Genomic DNA, 23,035 nt, shown 5'->3' on the forward strand with positions numbered 1-23,035 from the left:
GGTTTTTTTTATTATAAATTAACCTAATTTAGGTAATAAACGTTCTCCGCTTTTCATGCTACTTTTACATAAAGGGCATTTAGGCTCTTCTTCAAATGAAAAGTTCTTTCTCATCCATCCTAAACAATCCTCTGATTCACATTCCCAAACAGGGGTTTGTTCTGGTGGTACTTCTGCTACATCGTTCTTTCGATTGCGATACATGTAACCACTCCTTTTATGTAAAAAATTTTAGTTATATATTAAAAAGGTTGTTAACCTTGCTGGTAACAACCTTTTTATTGTTTGAATTATAGCTTTACAACGTTTTTAGCTTGAGGTCCGCGGTTACCTTCTTCAACTTCGAAACTAACTTCTTGACCTTCGTCAAGAGACTTGAAGCCGTCGCCAGTGATAGCTGAGAAGTGAACGAATACATCGTTACCGTCTGCAACTTCGATGAAACCGAAACCTTTTTCGCTGTTAAACCATTTTACTTTACCTGTTAATGTCATGGTAATGCCTCCTAAAAGTAGAAAAATTACAATATGATCGGCCTTATTTGAATGAAAATAAAAGTTCACATATTATCAAAAACCCATAAGGAGTACAAAATGCCCCTGATTGATACTTGATAATATGCAAAGAAAATATAGTGTTAAATTGACCTTAATTACTATCTTACAACAAATGGTTGGAAATAGCAAGTGCTGGTAATACCACTGAGTAATCTGGGTGATAATAGTAAAGGCACAAAGGCACCTCTTTTATTTATATATTATTCCTAATTTGGATTTATGCAAAATCATGTAAGAAAAACTTAGAGTAAATATTAATATTGCATTTTTTATGGTAAAATATGGTTGTTGACTGGTAGTAGTTAAATATTATAAAAGGAGAAAAGAAAGTGAAAAATAATTCATTTATAATAATTGAAGCAGCAAAAGCAGGGAGAAAAAAGGTGCATCCAGTCTTTGCTGTAATATTAGCCATTATATTTTTGACTTTAGGCGAACTTTTTATGTTATTTATGTTATTTTTACCAAAAGCTGAAACGATATTCATGAAAGGTATTTATGACAATGTTAGAATGGTGTTAACGTTTGGTGGAGCTATATTTATTTTATTTATATGGGTTCGTTTTGTAGAAAAAAGACCTTTTTCATCCATTGGCTTTTGGAAAGAGAAATGGATGAGAAAGTATTTAAAAGGTGCGTTAATAGGGTTTGTATTTATTTCAACGCCAGTTATTCTACTATTATTAATGGGGAGTGTGAAATTGCAAGTACAACATATTACCTCAACAGTAATAGTAGGAATAGTAGGATCTCTAGTTGCATTTTTAATACAAGGGGCAACGGAAGAAATTATTGTACGAGATTGGTTATTCCCGGTTCTTTCTGTTAGAAGTCGTATATGGGTTGGGATTGTTGTGACGTCTTTCTTATTTGGTTTTCTTCATTTACTTAATCCAGGTATTACAATTCTTTCAATATCGAATATAATATTAGTTGGTGTATTTGCAGCTTTTTACGTTTTAAAAGACAGTAGTCTGTGGGGGATTTGCGCATGGCATTCCATTTGGAATTGGGCACAATATAACGTCTACGGTTTTGCAGTTAGCGGGATGACCATATATTCAACTCCGCTATTTAAACCTGCAACAAATGGCCCTGAATTCCTTCATGGAGGCACGTTCGGAATTGAAGGTAGTATCATTACAACAATCATGCTCACTATCGCTTCAATTGTTTTATGGAGAAAGTTATGGGGAAGAAAAGCGAAACAACGAAATTTTAGTTAATGAAAGAGGGGGAAACTATGGGGATAATAGCATTTGAGGGAGCAAGCGCTGTTGGTAAAAGTACCACGTGCCGTGAATTAGAAAAGAATTATGGTGCTTATATAATACCTGAAGTGAATTCTTTATTTGAAAGGCCAAAAAATGAACATAGAACATGGTATTTTGAAAAACAAGTTGAGCGCTGGAATATAGCTGTTCAGAAGTCAGAGCAATATGAATTAGTAATACTCGATGGGGATATATATCAACCACTTAGTTATAATTGGTGCTTTCATTTTGGTATATTTAATCAGCCATTATCTTTAATAGAAAATTTTTATAAAGAAAAGATGATAAATAGGGAAATTGGTTTTCCGGATCAATATTTTTATTTATATACGAACGATGAAGAACTTAGAAAGCGGAAAGTATCTGATGAGACGAAAAGAAGAAGAAACTTTGAAAAACATTTACATATATCAAAATCGTTTCAGCGTTATTATGAAAATTTAAATACTGTTACAGATGGGTATTGTAAATTAATTGAGGCGAAAAGTGTAAGAAATAATGAATTAGAAATAGTGAGAAACTCAAAAAATTTGAATGTGTGTGAAGAAAGACGTTTTGATGTTTCGAAGTTAGATGCTATTACGAAGTGGTTAAAAGAAAATCGTGCATAAAGTAAAAACAACGAGTGTTGTAGAACGCGCTCGTTGTTTTTTTGTTTCTTTATAAATATAAAGGAAAAATTTGTAGAATATTTTCATTATTTAACAGAATAATCTTTCAATTATAAAGAAAAAGAAATACAATATGAGGAAGTATATATAAATAATATGATAGGGGATGCGATATTTTGAATGAAGTAACAGTTTTTATATAAGAAATAATTAGGCAGACAGAACAGAGATATTTGGGAGGAAACAAGCGAGATGAAAACATTTTTGAAAATAATAGGTGTTATAGCTGGTATGGCGGTAATCGGAGTGGGTTTAACATATGGTATGCTGCATTATTTAAATAATAGTAAATCAGCTGCGAAAAAGGCATCACCAGCTGCTCCAGCAGTAGAAGTATTAGCTGATAGTAACGTAAAAGCAGAAGATGCAAAGATTTTAGAAAATGGCAATTATTCATTGCCAAATAGTGGTTTTAATAAAAATTTTAAATGGACAGATGAGAACATACAGACAGCATTACATGAAATGGCACATCAAAAAGCGAAAGCTGATCAAAAGTGGGGCTATATTTTTATTACACAAGAGCGGATTGAAAGCTTAATTGATATTGTAAAGAGTAATGATCTTGTGCAGGGAAGTACATATGTAGAAATTTTAGAACGATGGAAACAAGGGAAATATGAAAAGGTTGATGGGGATCACAATAAGATTTGGAAATTACAAAGTGGGAATTTAGGAGAAGGAAAAGGAGTAATGTCGGAAGCTGAGCAAAAAGAATTAATTAATCAATTGTTTATGAACAAAGGTACATATTCAGGTAGTAAATTAATTGCAGGTGGGGGACAGACTAATAAATAGTATACTAATTAATGAAAGAGAGTAATTGCTTATTAGGCAATTACTCTTTTTATATGTACGTCTTAATATTTTAGTCTCGTTCAAGTAAGGAAAGAAACGACTGTAACACCGGGGAAATCCATCTAGATTTATGATAGATTACATGACTTTGAATAACTGTTGGAGTTTCGATAGGCTGAAAACATAGTTGTTCTTTTTGACAACTTTCTTGTACAACGATATAAGGAAGAATTGAAATGCCTAACTCACACATAACGGATTGTTTAATGACTTCAACATTGGAAGTTTCAAATGTTTTAGCTGGAATATTTCCGCTTTGACGTAAAAAACGATCTACCATTGTCCTATAGCCGCAGCTTTGTTCTGTAAAAATGAACTGGGTTTCCTGTAATAACTGGAATGGATTTGTATGTGCAGCGGAATAAGCTGGTAAAATCCATCCAAATGTTTCATTACTAAAAGTACGCGTAATAAAATCATTATGTTCTATACTTTCTCCAATTATGAAGACAACGTCTGTTTCTCCTTCACGTAATTTTTGTAATGCTTGTTCATTTGTGTTCGTTTCAAGTACGATATTTACTTTCGGATTTTTCTGTTTGTAAGTACGTAATAATTGTGGTAATCGGTATACCGCTAATGATTCATTAGATGTAATACTTAATGTACCTTCTAAATAATCTGTATTTTGGGGGATTTCTTGCGCTTTTTCATATATTGAAAGTAATTCTAATGCATAAGGATGAAATTGATGACCGGCTTTTGTAAGTAGCACTTTTTTCCCTAACCGATCGAAAAGAGGAATATGTAAATCGTTCTCTAAAGCTTTCATATGTGCTGTAACAGTAGATTGCGCATAACCTAGTGCGTGCGCAGCTTTAGAAAAATTACCATACTTCACAATGGCGCAAAATGTTTTAACATGTCTCATTTCCATAAGCGATCCCTCTTTTATTATCATGATTTGTGAATGATTATATCATGTATTTTAATTTTCCAAATGATTAAATTCTGTATAAAATGAAATTGTAGAAATATTCATTCAGGTGATATTGGAGGAGAAAAGATGATCAAAAAGGGCTATCATGTAGCTGTTGTTGGGGCTACAGGTGCGGTAGGGCAAAAAATTATTGAACTGTTAGAGAATGAAATGAAGTTTAATATAGTTGAAGTTACATTGCTTTCGTCAAAACGATCCGCTGGTAAGAAAGTAAGATTCAAAGGACGAGAGATAATTATACAAGAGGCAAAAACAACTAGCTTTGAAGGTGTAGATATTGCCTTTTTTAGCGCTGGGGGAGAAGTATCTAGACAATTTGTAACTCATGCAGTTTCTAGTGGTGCGATTGTAATTGATAACACAAGTGAGTACCGAATGGCACAAGGTGTACCGCTCGTTGTTCCGGAAGTGAATGCGCACACTTTAAAACAGCATAAAGGTATCATTGCAGTTCCAAATTGTTCAGCACTACAGATGGTAACAGCACTTCAGCCGATTCGAAAATCATTTGGTTTAGAAAGAATTATCGTTTCAACATATCAAGCTGTATCGGGTTCTGGCATTCATGCGATTCATGAATTACGAGAGCAGGCTAAGTCTATACTTGCAGGTGAAGAAGTGAAGAGTGATATATTACCGGTGAAAAATGATAAAAAACATTATCCAATAGCATTTAATGTACTGCCTCAAGTAGATATATTTACAGACAATGATTTTACTTTTGAAGAAGTCAAAATGATTCAAGAAACGAAGAAAATATTAGAAGATGAAAACTTGAAAATGGCAGCTACTTGTGTACGTGTTCCAGTTGTATCGGGGCATTCAGAATCGGTTTATATAGAACTGGAAAAAGAAGCAAGCGTTGCGGAAATCAAGGGAATACTAATGGATGCACCAGGTGTTATTTTGCAGGATAACCCTAGTGAACAGCTGTATCCAATGCCATTATATGCAGAAGGGAAAATAGATACATTTGTCGGAAGAATACGTAAAGATCCTGATACGCCAAACGGATTCCACCTCTGGATTGTTTCCGATAACCTATTAAAAGGTGCGGCTTGGAATTCAGTTCAAATTGCAGAGACTTTAGTGGAAAAGGGGATACTTTAATATAGTTTAAAAAACTGGGGAATCGTTAATGACTCCCCAGTTTGTATTTCATAATTGTTTTCTTTATTTCGGCCGACTTTAATTAAAATTAGTCGTTATTGAATTTTTATAAATGTCTACTTTATGTGCAGTGAAGCGTAAGGTTTTTGATTCTGCATGAATTGTAAGATTAATAATAATCGATAACGGCATTTCGACCGTTTTCACAATATCTTCTATAGCAATATACTCATTTTTTGCTTCCTTATAATAAACAACAGAACGAATTACGGCCTCGTCACCTTCAATATCAATTTCACACATCATAGGGAATTTTTCACCATTATGTAAGAATAATTCGCCTAGTACGATTGAACCGTTTAATTCTTCTGTAAAATTAGTAGTTGCCGCTGGTTTTACCCATGTTTCGTCATGTTCTTCGTTTTCCTCTTCATCTATTCCCCATTCCCAAATGGGGTTTTGTTTTAGGTCCTCAATAGTTAATTTATCAATTGGTTTGCAACTACTCATACATAAATTCTCCTTTTATTTTGATAAATAAGTTTTTTGATTTCATGAATTAGATGATTGCTTATAAGTGGGTTTAACAAAGTATTTTGCTCATTTGATATCCAAACTACTTTATTTTGAAATAAAGCTATTACAGCAATATTAACAAAACTTTAATTGTCTAGTAAATAATTATTAGTGGAGATATTAAAATGGGATGGTGTTAAAGAAAGATAGTAAAAAACATCAAGGATGAATGAAATCCATTTGGTACGATATGGATATATCCAATGTGAGGGGGAGTTTGATGTATCAAGTAAAGGGGTATTTTTCATCATTAAAAGGAAGTTATTATGAGATTGGAAAGCAACAAGGGGAATTCGTGAAACAAAATCCGTATCTCATCCCGCAATTTATACACGAAGAAAATGTAATATCTAATAACCATTGGACAGAATCGAGAAATATACTAAACAAACATTGTCCAGGCATAAATGAAGAAATTGAGGGGTTTTGTGAAGTGTTAAAAATTCCTTCAAAAAATATGATGTATTACTATCAAACACTATTGAAAGCAGGTTGTAGTCATTGTGCAGTATTACCTAAAAAGACCGATTTAGAGCACACATATGTATTAAGGAATTATGATTTGTCACCAGTAATAGATGATATGCGTTTTTGTTCAACTCATGTTGAAGGTGCGTATGCACATAGTGGCTTTTCTACTCAATATTTTGGCCGAACGGAAGGGATAAACGAGCATGGATTAGCTGTTACATTTTCAGCATGTGGTCAACCAGTAGGAAATATTGCAGGTTTAAGAAAGCCAATGGTGAGTGGTTTACAATGTTTTGCGGTAATTCGATTGTTGTTGGAGAAATGTAAAAATGTGCAGGAAGCTAAGTTACTAATAGAAGAAATCCCAATTGCTAGTAATATTAATTTAATAATAGCTGATCCTTTAAATGCAGCATATATTGAAATATTTGACGGTCATAAATCCACAAGAATGATTGATGATGAAAAACAAGCTTTTATTGTATCAACAAACCATGCAGTTAGTTCATCAATTCAGAAATTAAATAATAGGAAATTAGAACAATCAACAAAGAGATATTACCTTTTACATGAGCATTTAAATAGATGTGAACAAGTAAGCATAGAGTCTTTAAAAAAGTTAGTAGAAGAAGAATATCCTGCTGGACTTACTGTGCATAACTATGAAGAATGGTTTGGAACTTTACATTCTGTATTATTCGATTTACATGATCGTACAATGAAGATTTGTTTCGGATCACCACTTTTAAACGACTGGTATTCATTGAAAGTTGGAGGAAGTATGCCGTTTTCTGAGGTGAACGTGAACTTTAAAAATAAAACTTATACTGACTTTTGGAAGGAAGATAAGAATGAATTGATACCTAAAAGATAAATGGGATAAGATGGTGATGTAAAGAGTGCATTTACACTGGAGGGATTACCAATGCTGAAAGTTATGTTACCATTTGTTCTTATCTTTTTTCTTATTATTGCGATGTATATTGCTTATCAAAAGAGAAAAAAATCTGGGATAAAAGGATTGAAAAGTGCGTTAACTTCTATTTGCTTCTTTTCACTTGCAATCTTAAATATGTTTGCATATTGGTTTCACTTTGGCGGTGCTTTTACTTGGTTATTTTCAATTGTATTATTGCTAGTTGGTGCATATTTTACTAAATATATTCCAATATCTAAAAGGGTACATTAAAGTTTATAGGAGTTAAATATAATGTTTACTTTGTTTTGAAAAGAGATTATTCTACTAGATCGTTGTGAAACGGTTTCATAGGATAATCTCTTTTGTTTAGTTTTGGAAAGAACGTACTGTGCTTTTTAGTTGCTCAATAAATTCTCGAGTTGCAGCACACATATATTTATCTTTTCTATAAATTAGCCCTATTTCAATTGTTGGAGTAGGCTTTTCTATTTTAATAGCTTGAATGTTATTATTTTGTAAAAAGTCTATATATGGTTTGGGTAACACTGTAATTCCCATTCCTTTGGAAACCATTTGGATTAAAGATTCCATCGTGCTAATTTCTAAAATTGGTCTTGGTTTAAAGTTTAACTTTTGACAATGAGATGTAATTAGTTCGGTTAAAAAGAAATTTTTAGGTAAAAGAATTAAAGGATAGTTCTGTAATTCAGCAATAGATACATGATTACGTTCAGCTAATCGATGACCAGTGGGCACGACTAATGTAAGATCGCTTTTGTATAGGGGGATGGAGATAATCTCTTTATCTTGCACCGGGAGAAATGTAATTCCAATATCTAGTTCGTTTTGTAATAATTTTTCACGAATATCTCCTGTACGAAGCCCTAATACAGAAAGCTCTATATTAGGATATAAATTATTAAAATTTAAAATAGCTGGTGGTAGTAAATAATTTACGACGGTTAACAAAGCCCCTATTGTTAAGGAACCTTGCTGTAATCCGTTTAGGTCTTGAATAGCTGAACGAGCTTGTTCGACTTCATGAAAAATGGTTTTACTATGTGATAATAAAACCTTCCCTGCTTCAGTTAAAGATATTTTTTTACCAATTCGATCGAAAAGTGGCATTCCTACTTCATGCTCTAATGCACGTATTTGTTGACTTAGTGAAGGCTGTGAAATATTTAATTTCTCAGCTGCTTTTGTGATATGTAATTCTTTTGAAACAGCTAAAAAGTATTCAAGTTGTCGTAATTCGATTGGAATCACCTCAAGTATAATAATAGGTTATACCTATCATTATTATATAAATAATTGAATTGAACAATGATTTTAGAGGTTTTATAATCATCTTTATATAACAGAGAGGTTTGTAAAAATTAATCGAGAGAAAATACATGTAACACCTTTAAAGGAGGAAATAGAATGGCTAATGAATATCAATTATTATCTTTAAATATAGGATTACCAAAAGAGGTTACATACGGCGGAAAAGTAATTCATACAGGCATAAATAAGAAACAAGTAAAGGAACCGGTATATTTATCCTTTGTAAAATTTAATGGGGATGGACAAGCTGACTTAGTTCATCATGGAGGAGTAGATAAAGCAGTTTGTGTTTATACTGGTGATCACTATCCATATTGGGAAAAAGAATTGAATCAAGATTTTGTATATGGGGCTTTCGGAGAAAATATAACAGTTAGTGGTATGCGCGAAGAGGATGTTTGTATTGGTGATACGTTTGAGCTAGGACAGGCAATCGTACAGGTAACACAACCAAGGCAACCTTGTTTTAAATTAGCAAAAAAATATAATATTCCAAAGTTACCACTATATTTTCAAGAAACAGGATATACAGGATTTTATTTTCGTGTATTAAAAGAAGGATGGGTATCATCAGTCGATACCTTAAAAAAACTACAGTCTAATCCAAAAGGTGTTTCAGTAGCGTTTGCTAATCGTATCATGCATAAGGAAAAACAAAATATTGAAGGGGTAAAAAGGATATTAGAAGTAAATGCACTTTCATGTAGTTGGAGAAAGTCTTTTGAAAAGCGTATAAGTGGAGAAGAAATTAATACGAAGGAAAGACTTGAAGGAATAAAAGACTAAAAATATTTTATTATAAATAGTGTATTTCTATTAGTAAAAGCTAATTAGAAAGCGCTATTTTTGTATAATAAACTAATTAATATCCAAAAATCTTAATATCGTTTTATTCGACTTATTTTCAAATAGTCAAAACATAAAATTAATTAGACTTTTTTTTTATGTTTTGTGATAGTATATTGATTGGTAAGACCTCTATTTTTAAGAGTAGGTCATATAAGTATATCTAATTTAATGGAATTTAACATTTGGAGGTACAACATGGGGAATGTTGAAAAATTGGCAAGTCTTCTAATAGAAGAACCGAAAAGAGAGCAGTTATTTCCTTTATTTGAAGAAGTGTTTGGAATTACAACTCAAACATTGAATGATTTTTCGGATAAAGGATATTGGGATGATACATATAAAGCTTTATCATTTTTACAAGAAGATAAAGTGATTGCAAATGTTGCGGCATTTTCACTCCCATTATTAATTAATGGTGAAAAAATAAATGCAGCGGGTATTCAATCAGTAATGACACACCCTAATTTTCGTAGACAAGGGTTAATGACACAATTAATGGGTAAAATGATAGAAGAAATCGATAAGAAATGTGAATGTGCATTATTGTTTACGGAAAACCCTGAACTATATACAGCATTTGGATTTAAAGTTGTGCAGGAATATTTGATGACTATACCATATGATAAAAATATTAATAATAACGATTCACTACTTAAAAAGTTAGATTACTATAATATAGAGAATAGACAGTTAATACATGAAACTATTGATAGTAGCCAAAGACTTTCAAATAGTTTTTCAACTTTAAACTTCCATCCTTCATTTTATTTGAATATGTATGATTCGGAATGGAATGAGAAATTGTATTATTCAGAGAAACTAGATGCTCTAATCGTTTATGAAGTAGAAAATGAAAAGTTGAAATTATTTGGAGTATTTGCGCCAGTACTTCCGGTTTTAGATGAATTATGTGGAGAAATCAATGAAAGGTTTACGGAAATCGAATTTTATTTTTCTCCGGATCAATTAGGGGTTGAGGAAGTACAGTTTACAGAAGTACAGTCTAGCAAGTATTTAATGGTTCGAAGTGATAAAGAGTTAGATTTTAAAGGTTATAAATTCCCAGTATTAGCGGAGTTTTAAATGTCTATATAAATGCTTTATTATGGAGGAGCTATGAATATATCGTATATACCAGAACATATTGAGCAACTCACTATAATGAATGTACCTGAATACTATAAAATTAATGATAATCATGCGTTTATTGTCCGTTCGAAAGCAGAAACTGATTTTTGGCTAAAAACACATTATGGTTTTGAAGTAATGAATGGTCATGTATTTTATAATGAGATGATGACAGACTTTCAAGCTGAAGTTCAGTTACGTATGAATCCAAATTCAAAATTCGATCAAGCAGGTCTTTTTGTTATGATTTCGGAGAACTGTTGGCTAAAAACATCTTTAGAATATATCCCCGAAGGGCCATCTCACTTAGGTGCTGTCGTAACGAATAATGGATATTCTGATTGGTCAACGCAAGATTATCCAACTGAAGCAGCTAAGCAACAACTGCGTTTTCGAATTATTCGAAAACGCGGTGATTATACAATATATGTGAAAAAGAGACATCAATGGGAACAAATAAGAATCGCTCATTTAATGGAGGATATAGGAAATGAGCCTATTAAAATAGGTTTTTACACGTGTAGTCCTTCTAAAAATAAGGGATTTGAGACTGAGTTTTTACATTTTACAATTGAAGAATTATAGATGAAAAACCGTATTCTTTTCATTAAGAATGCGGTTTTTGTATTTACATAATATAAAGCATATGTATTGACCAGAAAGTCATTAATACTTATCATTTAATAATGTTAAATATTAATTTACATAATATAATAGAAGTAATGAAGAAATTACAAAAAATATCGCTTAAATAAGGAGGGATATGAATTATTCAGTGGTAATTTCATGGGAAAAGGAGACTATGTATGAAATCATTTCGTAAGTTATTACAGTATTTAAAACCATACATGTTCTTCGCTATTATTGGACCGCTATTTATGGTACTTGAGGTTGCGATGGACTTAATTCAACCGACTATTATGCAACATATCATTGATGTTGGGATTGCAAATCGGGATTTAAATTATGTAATAAAAATGGGGCTTCTTATGATAGGAGCAGCAGCACTCGGTTTAGTTGGAGGGCTTGGGTGTATGATGTATTCTACAAAAGCAGCTGTTAATTTCGCTACTGACATACGAAAAGATGTGTTTGCGAAAATAGAAACATTTTCTAGTAATAATCGTGATTCATTTGGAACAGGTAAATTATTAACGATCGTGACGAATGATATCACTTCCATTCAATCAGCAATGACGATGACATTACGTGTTCTCGTTCGTGGTCCGCTGTTATTTATCGGAAGTATAATTATTGTTTTTGTAACAGCAAGAGAGTTATTTCCAATATTACTTGTAGTTGTTCCGATTTTATTACTTGCGATTATTTTAATTGCAAGTAAAGCAAGTGGTACATTTAAAAAGGTGCAAGAGGCATTGGACAAAGTGAATACAAAGTTACAAGAAAATTTATCTGGTGTACGTGTTATAAAAGCGTATGTAAGACAAAAATATGAAATCGCTCAATTTGGAAGTGTAAATACAAATTTAACGAAGATAAATATTCGAGCTGTGCAGCTTATTTCTTTAATGATGCCAATCATTATGCTAGTTGTAAGTGGCGGGATTGTCGCAACATTATGGATTGGTGGAGAAAAAGTATTCAATGGAACGCTTCAAGTAGGAGCGATTTTGGCATTTATTAATTACTTGAATATCATTTTAATGTCACTTATGTCGATTAGCATGGTATTTATTCAAATTGCGAGAGCTTTTCCATCTGCGGATCGTGTACAGCAAGTGTTAAATACCGAGGTTGATATAATAAGCGAAGCGAATGCAATCGAACCTGAGAAAATCGAGGGGAATATCGAATTTAAAAATGTTAGTTATAGCTATACGAAAAATAATGAATACGTTTTAAAAGATATTTCGTTTAACATACAAAAAGGTGAAAAAGTAGGGATTATTGGATCAACTGGAAGTGGTAAATCTACCTTAGCGAAACTGTTACCACGTCTATATGATGTGGATCAAGGTGAAATATGTATAGATGGAATAGATGTTAAAACATATGATTTGCAAAAACTCCGTGCTTCAATAGGGTTTGTACCTCAGAAGGCTTTGTTGTTCTCAGGTAGTATAGAAGAGAATTTACGTTATGGTAAAGAAAATGCAACACATGATGAGCTGGAAGTAGCAGCTGCATCAGCTTGTGCGACTGAGTTTATCAATAAGCTGGAAGAATCTTATCAATATAATTTAACACAAGGTGCGACAAATCTATCAGGTGGACAAAAACAACGTGTATCAATTGCAAGGGCACTTGTGAGAAAACCACCGATTCTCATATTAGATGATTCTACATCAGCAGTTGATGCAAAATCAGAGGCTACTATTCAAACAGCTTTAAAAACAAAATATAAAGGCACAACGACTTTATTAATCGCGTCCAAAATTTCTTCCATAATGGATGCGGATAAAATACTTGTATTAGATAATGGTGAATTAGTTGGCAATGGTACACATGAACAATTGTTAGAACGAAGTGAGGTTTATCAGGAAATTTATCTTTCCCAAGGTGGTAATTTGCATAAAGAAGGTGGGGAAGAACATGCGTAATTTTCAAGGGCAATTTGCTAATAAAGGTGGACGAAACACGCCAAAGATGGGGAAAGCTAAAAATGCTCAAGGAACTGTAATGCGGATATGGAACTATATGGGCTATCAAAAAGCTGCTCTTATGTTTGTTATATTTCTAGTCGTTGTTACTACTTTACTTGGATTATTAGGTCCCTATTTTATGGGGGTCATTATTGATCAATATATTGTACCGAAAGATTTAAGTGGTACAGCAAGAATGTGTATGTTACTTATCGCAATTTACGGTGTAACTGTACTTTTAACATGGTTACAAACATTTGTCATGATTAACGTTGCATTAAAAACAATTCAAAAAATACGACAAGATATTTTTGAGAAAATCCAAACGCTTTCTTTACGGTTCTTTGATGTGCGTTCCCAAGGTGATTTAATGAGCCGTGTGACAAATGATATAGATAATTTGAATCAAGCTTTGACACAAAGTGTTGTACAAATTATTTCATCAGCGTTAACTTTTATAGGTGTAACGATTGCGATGTTCGCTTTAAATTGGATTTTAGCAATTGTAACTTTAATTACAGTACCTATTATGTTTTACGTTACAAAAAAACTAGTTGCATATAGTGGTAAAAACTTTGCGAAGCGTCAAAAAGATTTAGGTGAATTAAATGGATTTATTGAGGAAGCAATTACAGGTGCGGATGTTACAACGTTGTACGGAAAAGAAAAAGAAACTGTACAAAATTTCAATAAAATTAATGAACAGCTAAGAGTTTCAGCTACGAAGGCTGATACATTTTCAGCTTTTATTTTTCCAAGTATGAACTTTATTAATAATTTAGGTATGGGCCTTGTCATTGGGACTGGATCAGTTATGGTCTTAAACGGAATGACAACAGTAGGAGTTATTGCGGCTTTTATTAATTATTCTCGTCAATTCTCAAGACCGCTAAGTCAATTTGCGACTTTAATGAATACAATTCAAGCGGCAGTTGCTGGTGGAGAACGTGTTTTTGAAATTATGGATGAGGTACCAGAAATTCAAAATAAAAAAGACGCATTCGTTGTACAAAATTTACAAGGGCATGTTGCACTTGAGAATGTTTCATTTGGCTACGCAGAAAATAAAACGATTTTAAAAGAAGTGAGTCTTAAAGCGCAGCCAGGAGAGACAATTGCTTTAGTTGGTCCGACTGGATCAGGGAAAACAACAATCATTAATTTATTAACTCGCTTTTACGATATACAGCAAGGACAAATTCATATTGATGGAAAAGATATAAAAGATTATGATATTAATTCTTTACGAAGTAAAATAGGAGTAGTTTTACAGGATACGTATTTATTTGCTGGTTCGATTATGGATAATATCCGTTATGGACGCTTAGATGCTACTGATGAAGAAGTTATCACTGCAGCTAAGGCAGCATCTGCACATTCTTTTATTAAGCATTTGCCAAATCAATATGAAACAGAAATTACTTCAGAAGGATCGAATTTAAGTCAAGGACAAAAACAACTTCTAGCGATTGCACGAGCAATTTTAGCAGATGCAGATATATTAATTCTCGATGAAGCGACATCAAATATTGATACAAGAACAGAATTACAAATACAAGCAGGACTAAATAATTTAATGAGAGGTTGCACAAGTTTTGTGATCGCTCATCGACTTAAAACAATTGAAAAAGCAGATCAAATTCTTGTTATAAAAGATGGAAATATTTTAGAAAGAGGGAATCATGAATCTCTCATGGAAGATAGAGGGTTTTATTTTGATTTGTATACGAGCCAGTTTAAAATATAGTAAAAGCATTGATATGTTGCGGTTTCTCTTGAGAGGAGAAACCGTATTTTTATATTTGTAAATGTTACTATTCGAATGGTCTTTCACTACATATTTTAACAGCATCCCCTTGTATTCTAGGAAAAACATGTGAATAACGATTTAATGTTATGAACATATCTTTATAACTGAAGTGTTTACTTACAGTCTTTGGATGTATACCTTGTTTCAAAAGTAGCGTAGCATGTGTATAACGTAAATCATAAAATCGAACTTTAAAAATTGGAATTTAAATAAAAAGAGCGCTGTTAAAAGCGCTCTGAGACAAATCATATATTTAGAGAGGAGTCAAGATAATATATGGATATTGTGTGAGAATGTTGTAGGTTTTAATGAAAAATAAAGCACACATATAAGTGTGCTTTTATGAACGCTTTAGATTTGTATGACTATATAGTCATACAATAAAATATGCTTGTTTAATATAAATGTGTGTCAAATCTATAAAAAGATATTGTGTATAAGGAACAATAAATGTTAATTAGCCAAGTCTTTTGTTTTTATCCTGCTATTTGCCGGGTAGTAAGACCCCCACCTCAAAATTCAGCAGAAGCAAAGAAGTTAGGTGGGGGCTGGACTGCCCGTAAAGTCCGATTGGTGAGGGCTGATTAAAGTTTCACTTTATTAACGAATTTGTGCAACTGTTAACGCTGCAGAACGAATATCTACTGTACCTATTACTTCAACGGGGACAATTTGAATTAAATCACCAGGGTTTAAGTTAATTAGAATGACACCACTTGATACATCGACTTCACCAGTTCCTATAATATTAGAACGGACTGCGGTTCCGGATCCTGCAATAACATTAGTCGATGAATTTAATGTCAAGAAAAAGCGTGCTGCTTCCGGGGCTAATGGAACGTTATCAAGGCTAATCGTTAATGTATAGCTAATTTGATAAATACCAGCTACCTGAATTTTAATACCAGTTCCAGTACTAATTGTATCATTGATTACAGGGACAGTAATATTAGGATTTGGGTCTGTACTAGGTAATAGTAGTGGTGTAAATAATGTTGCGAATTGAGGTGAAGTAGCATTGAATGCAAAACCTAGGGCAGGTAGTGTACTAGGTGCGTGTGCTTCACAATTAAAATTAGCGAATTTACGAATGGATGAGCGCATATTTTCACTCCTTTCTTGTATTTAGATTTCGTGAGTATTAACTTCACATTTTGGACAAGCATAATACAATATATGAAAATTTATAGTAGATAGTGCACAAGCTTCACTATTACGAATAAAGCAATGAATAATAATAAATACTATATGGAAAAAGCAGTTAGCTAATTTAACTAACTGCTTAGTCGGTTCTCCAAGAGCAAATAGGCGAAAAATTATTGCGCTATATAAAAGATCGCTATAGATAAGTGCTCTTTTTGAGAGTGAGTATAAAATTCTATCATTCTATCTAGTATGTGCACTGTATTATGTAGTTGCTACTAAAATTGATGTGAATTTTTAAAATTAGAGGTTTCTTTCAATGAAACCTCTAAAAAGACAACTAAATTTACGTTATAGTAAATTCAATTGCGATAGGAGTGCCTCCATCTAGGACTGCTCCTCCTACAATAGTAGCAGCTGTAGTAGTCACACCAGTAATAGTATCACCTGTTTGAATAACACCATTAATATAAAGTGTTAAAAAGGCATAAGAAGCAGGGAATGTTGTTACAGCACCAGTGTCATCAGTGAAGTCTGTGTTAGCAAAAGTTAAATCTGCTCCAGCAGCAGTTCCTGTTGCTGCTGTACTTACAAATCGTCTTCCTGCTATAAAAGGTTTAACGATAGGCATTTATATTCACCCCTTTTTGAGAATTAACTTAGACAAGTTTTTTGAAAGTTTTGTCCTGTATCGTATATTATGCTGTGCTTCTACTAAGAGATACGGCTTGTATACTAGTAAATAAATATAATTATTATGCGTTTTATAAGTTAGGTTCTTATAAGTAATTAAGTGGTTAAGGTTGGATTTTGTATATGGTATGTTTATGTTAAAAAAGAGAGCTCTTTTAGAAAGAGCTCTTAATCAAATTATTATCTTAGTGTTGGAGGGAACTGGCGGCCTCAGTGACAGATGGTAGAAATAATTTACGTGGTATTGTAATAAATTCAAGTGCAATTTGCTTTGGATAAAAAAGTATTTGAGTTAAATCTAGAGCATGTATTAATAGTATCATGAAGCTTGTAAGAATGATAAAACTACCCCAAAAGAAACTTTTTGAAGTGTTGCGGAAATCTTTTATTAAAGAAAAGAATGAAAAAAATGCGGTAACAATGAGAATAAAAAATTTATACTTATCAGCCATTGTGATCCTCCTAAAGAACAGTAATTTATTTTATATCGTATTTTTCAATATTATTATAAAAAGATTTTAAAGTGAATAATAAGAAAAAAATAAAGCCATAACTTAAAATCTTAGTTTAGGTTCTATTGTTTGAATTCTTTGTTTTAGAAGGTATAAAATCTGAAATTGAAAATTTTCCAAATGAACTACCATTTTTTATTTCTGATCCAACATCAAGTGCTTAATGAAATGGTATGAAAGATTATAGGCTAGTGATACGAGATTAAATAAGAGGAATTTCCGTGCAGCAAGAGTTCTAGCTCAGATTTCTACTAGAGAAAAGTATTTAGTTGGAGTTGGTATGTTAATAAAAAACGGATGGATGTCGAAACTAAATATTCATGACATTAAGGACAAAGATCAGGAAATATAATTTGGTATTCTGGGAATAACCGGAGATCCGTAGTTAAGGTTGCATAGTATTTGTATTTTTTTTCTAATTTTTCAATTGTTGTTAAGTGATGAGAACCTAATCCGCGTCGTACACTATGTTGAGAAAGAGTAGGCCCGATTTGTAATTTTCGTTTTTTCATTGCATCGTTCCATGGACTATAAAAAAATTTAAAAATAAAAGCAGGTTCCATGTAAATGCTATAAGGATAATGCGAACCATGTCTCCCGACTCTATAGTTCCCGTGCGAATTATTGTGAATTAATCTACCGTTAAGATATAGTTGGTTTGGATTAGGTTGAATTATTATGCCGTGATAACGTTGTTTAACAAGCGGAGAGCTATATCTTGGATTAGTGTAGCCATGAGTCGGTTCATCAATCATCATAATCATTCTTATTGAAAACATATTGCCGCCCATAGTGTTAAGTGATTTGAAAAATTGTTCTTTATTATAACAGCACAGGAATTCTGTCGTATTCAATACCATTTTCCATCCTGTAATTTCTCTTTCAATTTCCATAACTTCTTGATCAACTAAATAAGCATCAAATTCGAATGATTTTGAGTTTCGTATTTCCCAATTAGGAGCGAATGTTTTACAGATTTCAACTGAACGATCAGTGGATCCACGGTTAATAAGAATGCCATGATCAAATAGCTTTGTATGGTGCATTAACCACCACGGAAGTAAATATTCTTCATTGTAAAAATGAGAAATTAAAGTAGTCTTAATCAAAATCACCTCCGTATTTAACCTGCTTCTTATTTAATATAATATGGAAGGAAACCTATTGTTAGAAGGTTTCCTCTTAAAAGTTTTAAACCACATAGGGTATGTGGATGGATTAGTATGTAAAGTAGTCTGAATGATAAAGAGTGGTATTAAAAAGTACAAAATCTAAAATGAGCATCGAATTAGTGTATAACGATTGAAACGGCACTGAAAACTAATAAAACAGCCATAATGATGTTAAATAATTGATTATGTTTTAATAAAAGTTTTTGGAACATGGAACCAAAAAGGCTCCAACTAAATGTACTCAGTAAACCGACTATACCTAGAAATAATGAGAAAAGTAGAAAACTTGAATATGAATTGTAGTAAGGGAGTATAAAAGTAGAGACTACTGTGAGTCCGAATAATATTCCTTTAGGGTTAATAAATTGAAGGAAAATACCCACTGTAAATAAGTTTTTATTATTTTTTTCATTGTGACCGGCACCGCCTTTACTAGTAATTATTTTAAAGGCTAAATATAGCATATACGCGACACCTAAAATTTTTAAAGGAAATTCAATTATAGGGATAATATTAATTAATACAATATTAAAGAAACTGCATAAAGAAGTGAGGATGAAAAAACCGAATGCCACTCCAAAGCAAAAGTTTATGCTTCTCTTTAATCCATGTTGATTTGCGTATGTCATAGCTAAGAAATTGTTGGGACCAGGTGTGAAGCTACTTATAAATACAAATAACAAAAAAGAAAATATAGGCATTTCAAAACCCCCTATTTTTTGTGTGTTATAATGACCGAAAAGAACAATATAACGTGCGCTTTTTATTATACATAACGGTCGTTATATTGTATACAGTGTAGGAGTGTTTTTTATGGAAGAAATTCAACTTATTCTGGCAAAAAATTTAAAATCAATACGTGAAAAAGAAAAATTAAGTTTAGAAAAGGTCTCTCAATTAACAGGTGTAAGTAAAACAATGATTGGACAGATAGAAAGAGGAGATTCAAGCCCGACACTAACAACAATATGGAAAATTGCTAATGGTTTGAAAGTATCATTTACCTCTTTAATTAATAATCCACAGCCTGATACGAAAGTAGTTTTACGAAATGATGTTCAAGTATTGTCTGAAGACAATGGGAGATATAAGGTGTATCCCTCATTTCCTTTCCAAGATAATAGGAATTTTGAAATCTATATGGTTGAAATTGATACAGAAGGGAAATTAAGTTCAGAAGCGCATAAAGAAGGAACAGAAGAGTTTATAACGGTATTTGAAGGGAAATTGACAATTGACATAAACGATTGTCAATATACGTTAAATAATGGAGACTCAATTCGCTTTAAGGCGGATAGACCGCATACTTATACTAATTCAGGAAGAACATTAACGCGGTTAAGTATGACTATTTATTATCCAGCTTTATAAGCTGGCAATAATATAAAGAGTAAATGTGTATTGTTAAAACCATCTATAAGAGATGGTTTTATTTTTTGAATATAAAAAAAGACACTCAATTGAGTGTCAATATAGTATTGCTCTCGCGTATAGGATTGGAGATGTTCCTCAAATACATATTGAGATGGTCTGTAAAAAAGAAACAATCTTCATCTTTAATGTAACATCGACATGGGGGAAGTGTAAATTGATAATATATATACGGAAAATTTAGTATAGATGTTTTCTACTATGGATATAGTACAATTTATTTTTATTACGTCATCACTCTCGTAATATTTACCAATGGAGTATTTAGGTTGTTTATTATAAAAAGAATGAATCATTTTTTAATCAATTCGTATAATTGTAAGAGAGGCACCTGTTGATCCACCTCCAACTAAATTCACGACAGATAATATACCAAATAATTGTAGTGAAATTGTATTACCAGCATTTAAATTAGTAATTAAATTATTACTATAATTTGAAGTTGATAAAGCGGGAGAAAAAATAGAGCCAGAAATTGGCGTAGAAGCGTTTAATAGTAGTCTAGTTCCAGCAAGTAGAGCGGTTGTCGTATTAACTTGATAGGTTAAATGATATCTTCCAGTTACAGGAATTGTAAATATGTCATTTGAAGCGTTGACTGTAAAATTACCGAGACTTTGGTTATTTGAAAGTGGAATGTTTGTTCCTCCTAATACGACTGAAACAGGGCCACCTGATGTATTATTAGCGAACATAGAGTTTGTTGTAACGATTGAACCAGTACTCCCGGTAGGCCCAGTACTCCCGGTAGGCCCAGTACTCCCGGTAGGCCCAGTACTCCCGGTAGGCCCAGTACTCCCGGTAGGCCCAGTACTTCCGGTAGGCCCAGTACTTCCAGTAGGTCCAGTAAGCCTGTAAGGGAAAATAATGTCAAGGGCCATTGACATTATTTCTTTTTTTCTAATTTCATTATTATCTTGAATATAAATCACCTCATCTTTTTAAATAAGAATGTAATAGATTTAGTACTTTTTAAATAGAATGATTAATTTATTATATTAATTAAAGCGGTTATAGCAACGGTAAAATGTTTAATATATGTAATAATTCTTTGGGAAGAAAAAAGAGAATAGTTATAAAGTTATTCTTTAATAATAGGGTCATAATGATGTGTATGAATTAAAAAACATGTGGAATGAGGTATTAAATTGAAACGCAATGACAATTTACCATTGAATAAGGGGATGATAGGCCCAGAAAATATTGGACCTACATTTCCGATTCTTCCACCAATTTATATTCCAACCGGAGCAACAGGCCCAACCGGAATAACGGGCCCAACCGGAGCAACAGGTCCAACTGGAGAAACGGGCCCAACCGGAGCAACAGGCCCAACCGGAATAACGGGCCCGACCGGAGCAACAGGTCCAACTGGAGAAACGGGCCCGACTGGAATAACGGGCCCAACCGGAGCAACCGGGCTAACCGGAGAAACGGGACCAATTGGAATAACGGGCCCAACCGGAGAAACGGGCCCGACTGGAATAACGGGACCAACCGGAGCAACAGGCCCGACCGGGGGGATTGGCCCTATAACAACCACCAATTTGTTATATTACACTTTTGCGGATGGAGAGAAGCTTATATATACAGATGCTGACGGGATACCCCAATATGGTACAACGAATATTTTGTCTCCTAGTGAAGTTTCTTATATTAATTTGTTTGTTAATGGAATACTGCAGCCACAACCATTATATGAAGTGAGTACTGGTAAATTAACTTTATTGGATACGCAACCACCATCGCAAGGATCTTCAATTATATTACAATTTATTATTATTAATTAAAAGGACAGATCCTTAATGAAAAGGAATCTGTCCTTTTTGTTTTATATTTAAATAGTTAAAATTAAGTGAAGGTACATTCAATTTCTAGCTGTCATAAATGGTTGAATGATAGGAATTTTAACTTCAATTCTTTTCATAGTGTATTGGAATAAAATATAAAATGAATTTTTCAATATAGTATATGAGAGTTCTCTATAATACAAAGGGCTTCATGTTTAAAAAGAGAACACAATCTTAGTAAAGAAATAATGTATATTTATATGAAAAAATGGCACTGTTAATTGTTGAGTATATTCAAATTAATATGTGTATTTAAACCTAAGAGATAAACGTGGAAAAATAAAATAAACCCGTAAGTTTAGGTATTTAATCTAAGCAGTCAATTATTAAAAACATATAATTAATATGTGAGTCATGAACATAATTAAATAACGTTTTTAAGTTTAATTATATTTCATGTTTCCTATTTTAAGTCAATATATAACACATACTCTTTTACAACTTTATGATCCTTATAATAGGAAAAACTCAAATATAAAACAAGTAAGGAGGACATAAATGACAAGTAATAATTGTTTCGGTCATAACCACTGCAATAATCCGATTGTTTTCACTCCAGATTGTTGTAACAATCCACAAACAGTTCCGATTACTAGTGAGCAATTAGGTAGATTAATTACTTTACTAAACTCTTTAATTTCGGCTATTGCAGCGTTTTTTGCAAATCCAAGTGATGCAAACAGATTAGCTTTACTCAATTTGTTTACTCAACTATTGAACTTACTAAATGAATTAGCACCTTCTCCAGAAGGGAATTTCTTAAAACAATTAATTCAAAGTATTATTAATTTACTACAATCTCCTAACCCAAATCTAAGTCAATTACTTTCTTTATTACAACAATTCTACAGTGCTCTTGCACCATTCTTCTTCTCTTTAATTATTGACCCTGCAAGTTTACAACTTTTATTAAACTTATTAACTCAATTAATTGGTGCTACTCCAGGAGGCGGAGCAACAGGTCCAACAGGTCCAACAGGTCCAGGAGGTGGAGCGACAGGTCCAACAGGTCCAACAGGTCCAGGAGGCGGAGCGACAGGTCCAACAGGCCCAACAGGAGCGACAGGTCCAGCAGGTACTGGTGGAGCAACAGGTTTAACAGGAGCAACAGGCCCAACGGGAGCAACAGGTTTAACAGG

General features: G+C 32.8%; 25 protein-coding genes. 14 read left to right on the forward strand and 11 right to left on the reverse strand.

Annotated features, from left to right (window positions below; translation table 11 throughout):
* Positions 1–18 precede the first annotated feature (18 nt).
* Both DN401_RS24870 and cspD read right to left on the reverse strand, forming a co-directional pair.
* Complete coding sequence (locus tag DN401_RS24870; protein ID WP_000286203.1) at positions 19–204, reverse strand: cold-shock protein; 186 nt, start codon at positions 202–204, stop codon at positions 19–21.
* Positions 205–290: 86 nt separating this feature from the next.
* Positions 291–494 (reverse strand): cold-shock protein CspD, encoded by a 204-nt coding sequence (gene cspD / locus DN401_RS24875; protein ID WP_000176366.1) that lies wholly within the window; start codon positions 492–494, stop codon positions 291–293.
* Positions 495–886: 392 nt separating this feature from the next.
* Between cspD and DN401_RS24880 the strand changes: the two genes are divergently transcribed.
* From DN401_RS24880 to DN401_RS24890, 3 genes are all read left to right on the forward strand, one after another.
* Complete coding sequence (locus DN401_RS24880; protein WP_100655393.1) at positions 887–1,783, forward strand: CPBP family intramembrane glutamic endopeptidase; 897 nt, start codon at positions 887–889, stop codon at positions 1,781–1,783.
* Positions 1,783–2,442 carry a nucleoside/nucleotide kinase family protein gene (locus DN401_RS24885; protein WP_121868316.1) on the forward strand — a complete coding sequence of 220 codons (660 nt, stop codon included), beginning with the start codon at positions 1,783–1,785 and terminating at the stop codon, positions 2,440–2,442. Before DN401_RS24880 ends, DN401_RS24885 begins: the two co-directional genes overlap by 1 nt.
* A 252-nt stretch (positions 2,443–2,694) precedes the next feature.
* Positions 2,695–3,300: a PRK06770 family protein gene (locus DN401_RS24890; protein ID WP_100655391.1), complete on the forward strand. Its 606-nt coding sequence runs from the start codon at positions 2,695–2,697 to the stop codon at positions 3,298–3,300.
* Positions 3,301–3,370: 70 nt separating this feature from the next.
* Here the strand turns inward: DN401_RS24890 and DN401_RS24895 are convergent, their stop codons facing one another.
* Positions 3,371–4,237 carry a LysR family transcriptional regulator gene (locus DN401_RS24895; RefSeq protein ID WP_000425899.1) on the reverse strand — a complete coding sequence of 289 codons (867 nt, stop codon included), beginning with the start codon at positions 4,235–4,237 and terminating at the stop codon, positions 3,371–3,373.
* Between the two features lie 129 nt (positions 4,238–4,366).
* Between DN401_RS24895 and DN401_RS24900 the strand changes: the two genes are divergently transcribed.
* Complete coding sequence (locus tag DN401_RS24900; protein ID WP_000591712.1) at positions 4,367–5,410, forward strand: aspartate-semialdehyde dehydrogenase; 1,044 nt, start codon at positions 4,367–4,369, stop codon at positions 5,408–5,410.
* 78 nt (positions 5,411–5,488) lie between these two features.
* Here the strand turns inward: DN401_RS24900 and DN401_RS24905 are convergent, their stop codons facing one another.
* Positions 5,489–5,920, reverse strand: a complete 432-nt coding sequence (locus tag DN401_RS24905) for a hypothetical protein (RefSeq protein ID WP_000093112.1) — start codon at positions 5,918–5,920, stop codon at positions 5,489–5,491.
* Between the two features lie 286 nt (positions 5,921–6,206).
* Between DN401_RS24905 and DN401_RS24910 the strand changes: the two genes are divergently transcribed.
* Together DN401_RS24910 and DN401_RS24915 are read left to right on the forward strand one after the other, a co-directional pair.
* Positions 6,207–7,331 (forward strand): C45 family autoproteolytic acyltransferase/hydrolase, encoded by a 1,125-nt coding sequence (locus tag DN401_RS24910; protein WP_121868315.1) that lies wholly within the window; start codon positions 6,207–6,209, stop codon positions 7,329–7,331.
* Positions 7,332–7,382: 51 nt separating this feature from the next.
* Positions 7,383–7,646 carry a hypothetical protein gene (locus tag DN401_RS24915; protein ID WP_000921854.1) on the forward strand — a complete coding sequence of 88 codons (264 nt, stop codon included), beginning with the start codon at positions 7,383–7,385 and terminating at the stop codon, positions 7,644–7,646.
* Positions 7,647–7,742: 96 nt separating this feature from the next.
* On the opposite strand, the gene DN401_RS24920 is transcribed toward DN401_RS24915, so the two are convergent.
* On the reverse strand, positions 7,743–8,645 hold the full coding sequence (locus DN401_RS24920; protein WP_100655389.1) for a LysR family transcriptional regulator: 903 nt from the start codon (positions 8,643–8,645) through the stop codon (positions 7,743–7,745).
* Positions 8,646–8,801: 156 nt separating this feature from the next.
* Between DN401_RS24920 and DN401_RS24925 the strand changes: the two genes are divergently transcribed.
* The 5 genes from DN401_RS24925 to DN401_RS24945 all read left to right on the forward strand — a co-directional run bounded on the left by DN401_RS24925 (position 8,802) and on the right by DN401_RS24945 (position 15,032).
* Positions 8,802–9,491: an MOSC domain-containing protein gene (locus DN401_RS24925; protein ID WP_001262991.1), complete on the forward strand. Its 690-nt coding sequence runs from the start codon at positions 8,802–8,804 to the stop codon at positions 9,489–9,491.
* Between the two features lie 258 nt (positions 9,492–9,749).
* Positions 9,750–10,637, forward strand: a complete 888-nt coding sequence (locus tag DN401_RS24930) for a GNAT family N-acetyltransferase (RefSeq protein ID WP_000528674.1) — start codon at positions 9,750–9,752, stop codon at positions 10,635–10,637.
* 33 nt (positions 10,638–10,670) lie between these two features.
* Positions 10,671–11,267 carry a DUF1349 domain-containing protein gene (locus DN401_RS24935; RefSeq protein WP_001027672.1) on the forward strand — a complete coding sequence of 199 codons (597 nt, stop codon included), beginning with the start codon at positions 10,671–10,673 and terminating at the stop codon, positions 11,265–11,267.
* A gap of 221 nt (positions 11,268–11,488) precedes the next feature.
* Positions 11,489–13,243, forward strand: coding sequence for an ABC transporter ATP-binding protein (locus DN401_RS24940; RefSeq protein WP_000834783.1), 1,755 nt, complete (start codon positions 11,489–11,491; stop codon positions 13,241–13,243).
* Positions 13,236–15,032, forward strand: a complete 1,797-nt coding sequence (locus DN401_RS24945; protein WP_127063943.1) for an ABC transporter ATP-binding protein — start codon at positions 13,236–13,238, stop codon at positions 15,030–15,032. The genes DN401_RS24940 and DN401_RS24945 overlap by 8 nt, the downstream gene beginning before the upstream one ends.
* A gap of 663 nt (positions 15,033–15,695) precedes the next feature.
* Here the strand turns inward: DN401_RS24945 and exsF are convergent.
* The 5 genes from exsF to DN401_RS24975 form a co-directional block, all read right to left on the reverse strand.
* Complete coding sequence (gene exsF / locus DN401_RS24955) at positions 15,696–16,199, reverse strand: exosporium protein ExsF (RefSeq protein ID WP_100655387.1); 504 nt, start codon at positions 16,197–16,199, stop codon at positions 15,696–15,698.
* Between the two features lie 385 nt (positions 16,200–16,584).
* On the reverse strand, positions 16,585–16,869 hold the full coding sequence (locus DN401_RS24960) for a DUF4183 domain-containing protein (RefSeq protein ID WP_001123247.1): 285 nt from the start codon (positions 16,867–16,869) through the stop codon (positions 16,585–16,587).
* 247 nt (positions 16,870–17,116) lie between these two features.
* Positions 17,117–17,383 (reverse strand): hypothetical protein, encoded by a 267-nt coding sequence (locus DN401_RS24965; RefSeq protein WP_000774117.1) that lies wholly within the window; start codon positions 17,381–17,383, stop codon positions 17,117–17,119.
* 386 nt (positions 17,384–17,769) lie between these two features.
* A complete protein-coding gene (locus DN401_RS24970) occupies positions 17,770–18,552 on the reverse strand; it encodes a glycosyltransferase family 2 protein (RefSeq protein WP_000598280.1) in 783 nt (260 codons plus the stop codon).
* Positions 18,553–18,731: 179 nt separating this feature from the next.
* Complete coding sequence (locus DN401_RS24975) at positions 18,732–19,316, reverse strand: LysE family transporter (RefSeq protein ID WP_001121273.1); 585 nt, start codon at positions 19,314–19,316, stop codon at positions 18,732–18,734.
* Positions 19,317–19,428: 112 nt separating this feature from the next.
* Here DN401_RS24975 and DN401_RS24980 point away from each other — a divergent pair, with 112 nt between their 5' ends.
* Complete coding sequence (locus DN401_RS24980) at positions 19,429–19,986, forward strand: helix-turn-helix domain-containing protein (protein ID WP_000391295.1); 558 nt, start codon at positions 19,429–19,431, stop codon at positions 19,984–19,986.
* Positions 19,987–20,345: 359 nt separating this feature from the next.
* On the opposite strand, the gene DN401_RS24985 is transcribed toward DN401_RS24980, so the two are convergent.
* Positions 20,346–20,978, reverse strand: coding sequence for a BclA C-terminal domain-containing protein (locus DN401_RS24985; RefSeq protein WP_078214962.1), 633 nt, complete (start codon positions 20,976–20,978; stop codon positions 20,346–20,348).
* A gap of 216 nt (positions 20,979–21,194) precedes the next feature.
* On the opposite strand from DN401_RS24985, the gene DN401_RS24990 reads away from it, so the two are divergent.
* Positions 21,195–21,836, forward strand: a complete 642-nt coding sequence (locus DN401_RS24990; RefSeq protein ID WP_149288010.1) for a DUF4183 domain-containing protein — start codon at positions 21,195–21,197, stop codon at positions 21,834–21,836.
* 558 nt (positions 21,837–22,394) lie between these two features.
* A partial coding sequence (locus tag DN401_RS24995) for a collagen-like repeat preface domain-containing protein (protein ID WP_179953575.1) occupies positions 22,395–23,035 on the forward strand: 641 nt, incomplete at its 3' end.

The organism is Bacillus sp. BF2-3, from assembly GCF_008368795.1.
Taxonomy (GTDB): Bacteria; Bacillota; Bacilli; order Bacillales; family Bacillaceae_G; genus Bacillus_A; species Bacillus_A cereus.

Bases quoted from the DNA above. Each gene is read 5' to 3' on its own strand.
- DN401_RS24870 (WP_000286203.1), bottom strand. From the start codon at position 204: ATGTATCGCAATCGAAAGAACGATGTAGCAGAAGTACCACCAGAACAA.
- cspD (WP_000176366.1), bottom strand. From the start codon at position 494: ATGACATTAACAGGTAAAGTAAAATGGTTTAACAGCGAAAAAGGTTTC.
- DN401_RS24885 (WP_121868316.1), top strand. From the start codon at position 1,783: ATGAAAGAGGGGGAAACTATGGGGATAATAGCATTTGAGGGAGCAAGC.
- DN401_RS24890 (WP_100655391.1), top strand. From the start codon at position 2,695: ATGAAAACATTTTTGAAAATAATAGGTGTTATAGCTGGTATGGCGGTA.
- DN401_RS24895 (WP_000425899.1), bottom strand. From the start codon at position 4,237: ATGGAAATGAGACATGTTAAAACATTTTGCGCCATTGTGAAGTATGGT.
- DN401_RS24900 (WP_000591712.1), top strand. From the start codon at position 4,367: ATGATCAAAAAGGGCTATCATGTAGCTGTTGTTGGGGCTACAGGTGCG.
- DN401_RS24905 (WP_000093112.1), bottom strand. From the start codon at position 5,920: ATGAGTAGTTGCAAACCAATTGATAAATTAACTATTGAGGACCTAAAA.
- DN401_RS24910 (WP_121868315.1), top strand. From the start codon at position 6,207: ATGTATCAAGTAAAGGGGTATTTTTCATCATTAAAAGGAAGTTATTAT.
- DN401_RS24915 (WP_000921854.1), top strand. From the start codon at position 7,383: ATGCTGAAAGTTATGTTACCATTTGTTCTTATCTTTTTTCTTATTATT.
- DN401_RS24925 (WP_001262991.1), top strand. From the start codon at position 8,802: ATGGCTAATGAATATCAATTATTATCTTTAAATATAGGATTACCAAAA.
- DN401_RS24930 (WP_000528674.1), top strand. From the start codon at position 9,750: ATGGGGAATGTTGAAAAATTGGCAAGTCTTCTAATAGAAGAACCGAAA.
- DN401_RS24935 (WP_001027672.1), top strand. From the start codon at position 10,671: ATGAATATATCGTATATACCAGAACATATTGAGCAACTCACTATAATG.
- DN401_RS24940 (WP_000834783.1), top strand. From the start codon at position 11,489: ATGAAATCATTTCGTAAGTTATTACAGTATTTAAAACCATACATGTTC.
- DN401_RS24945 (WP_127063943.1), top strand. From the start codon at position 13,236: ATGCGTAATTTTCAAGGGCAATTTGCTAATAAAGGTGGACGAAACACG.
- exsF (WP_100655387.1), bottom strand. From the start codon at position 16,199: ATGCGCTCATCCATTCGTAAATTCGCTAATTTTAATTGTGAAGCACAC.
- DN401_RS24960 (WP_001123247.1), bottom strand. From the start codon at position 16,869: ATGCCTATCGTTAAACCTTTTATAGCAGGAAGACGATTTGTAAGTACA.
- DN401_RS24965 (WP_000774117.1), bottom strand. From the start codon at position 17,383: ATGGCTGATAAGTATAAATTTTTTATTCTCATTGTTACCGCATTTTTT.
- DN401_RS24975 (WP_001121273.1), bottom strand. From the start codon at position 19,316: ATGCCTATATTTTCTTTTTTGTTATTTGTATTTATAAGTAGCTTCACA.
- DN401_RS24980 (WP_000391295.1), top strand. From the start codon at position 19,429: ATGGAAGAAATTCAACTTATTCTGGCAAAAAATTTAAAATCAATACGT.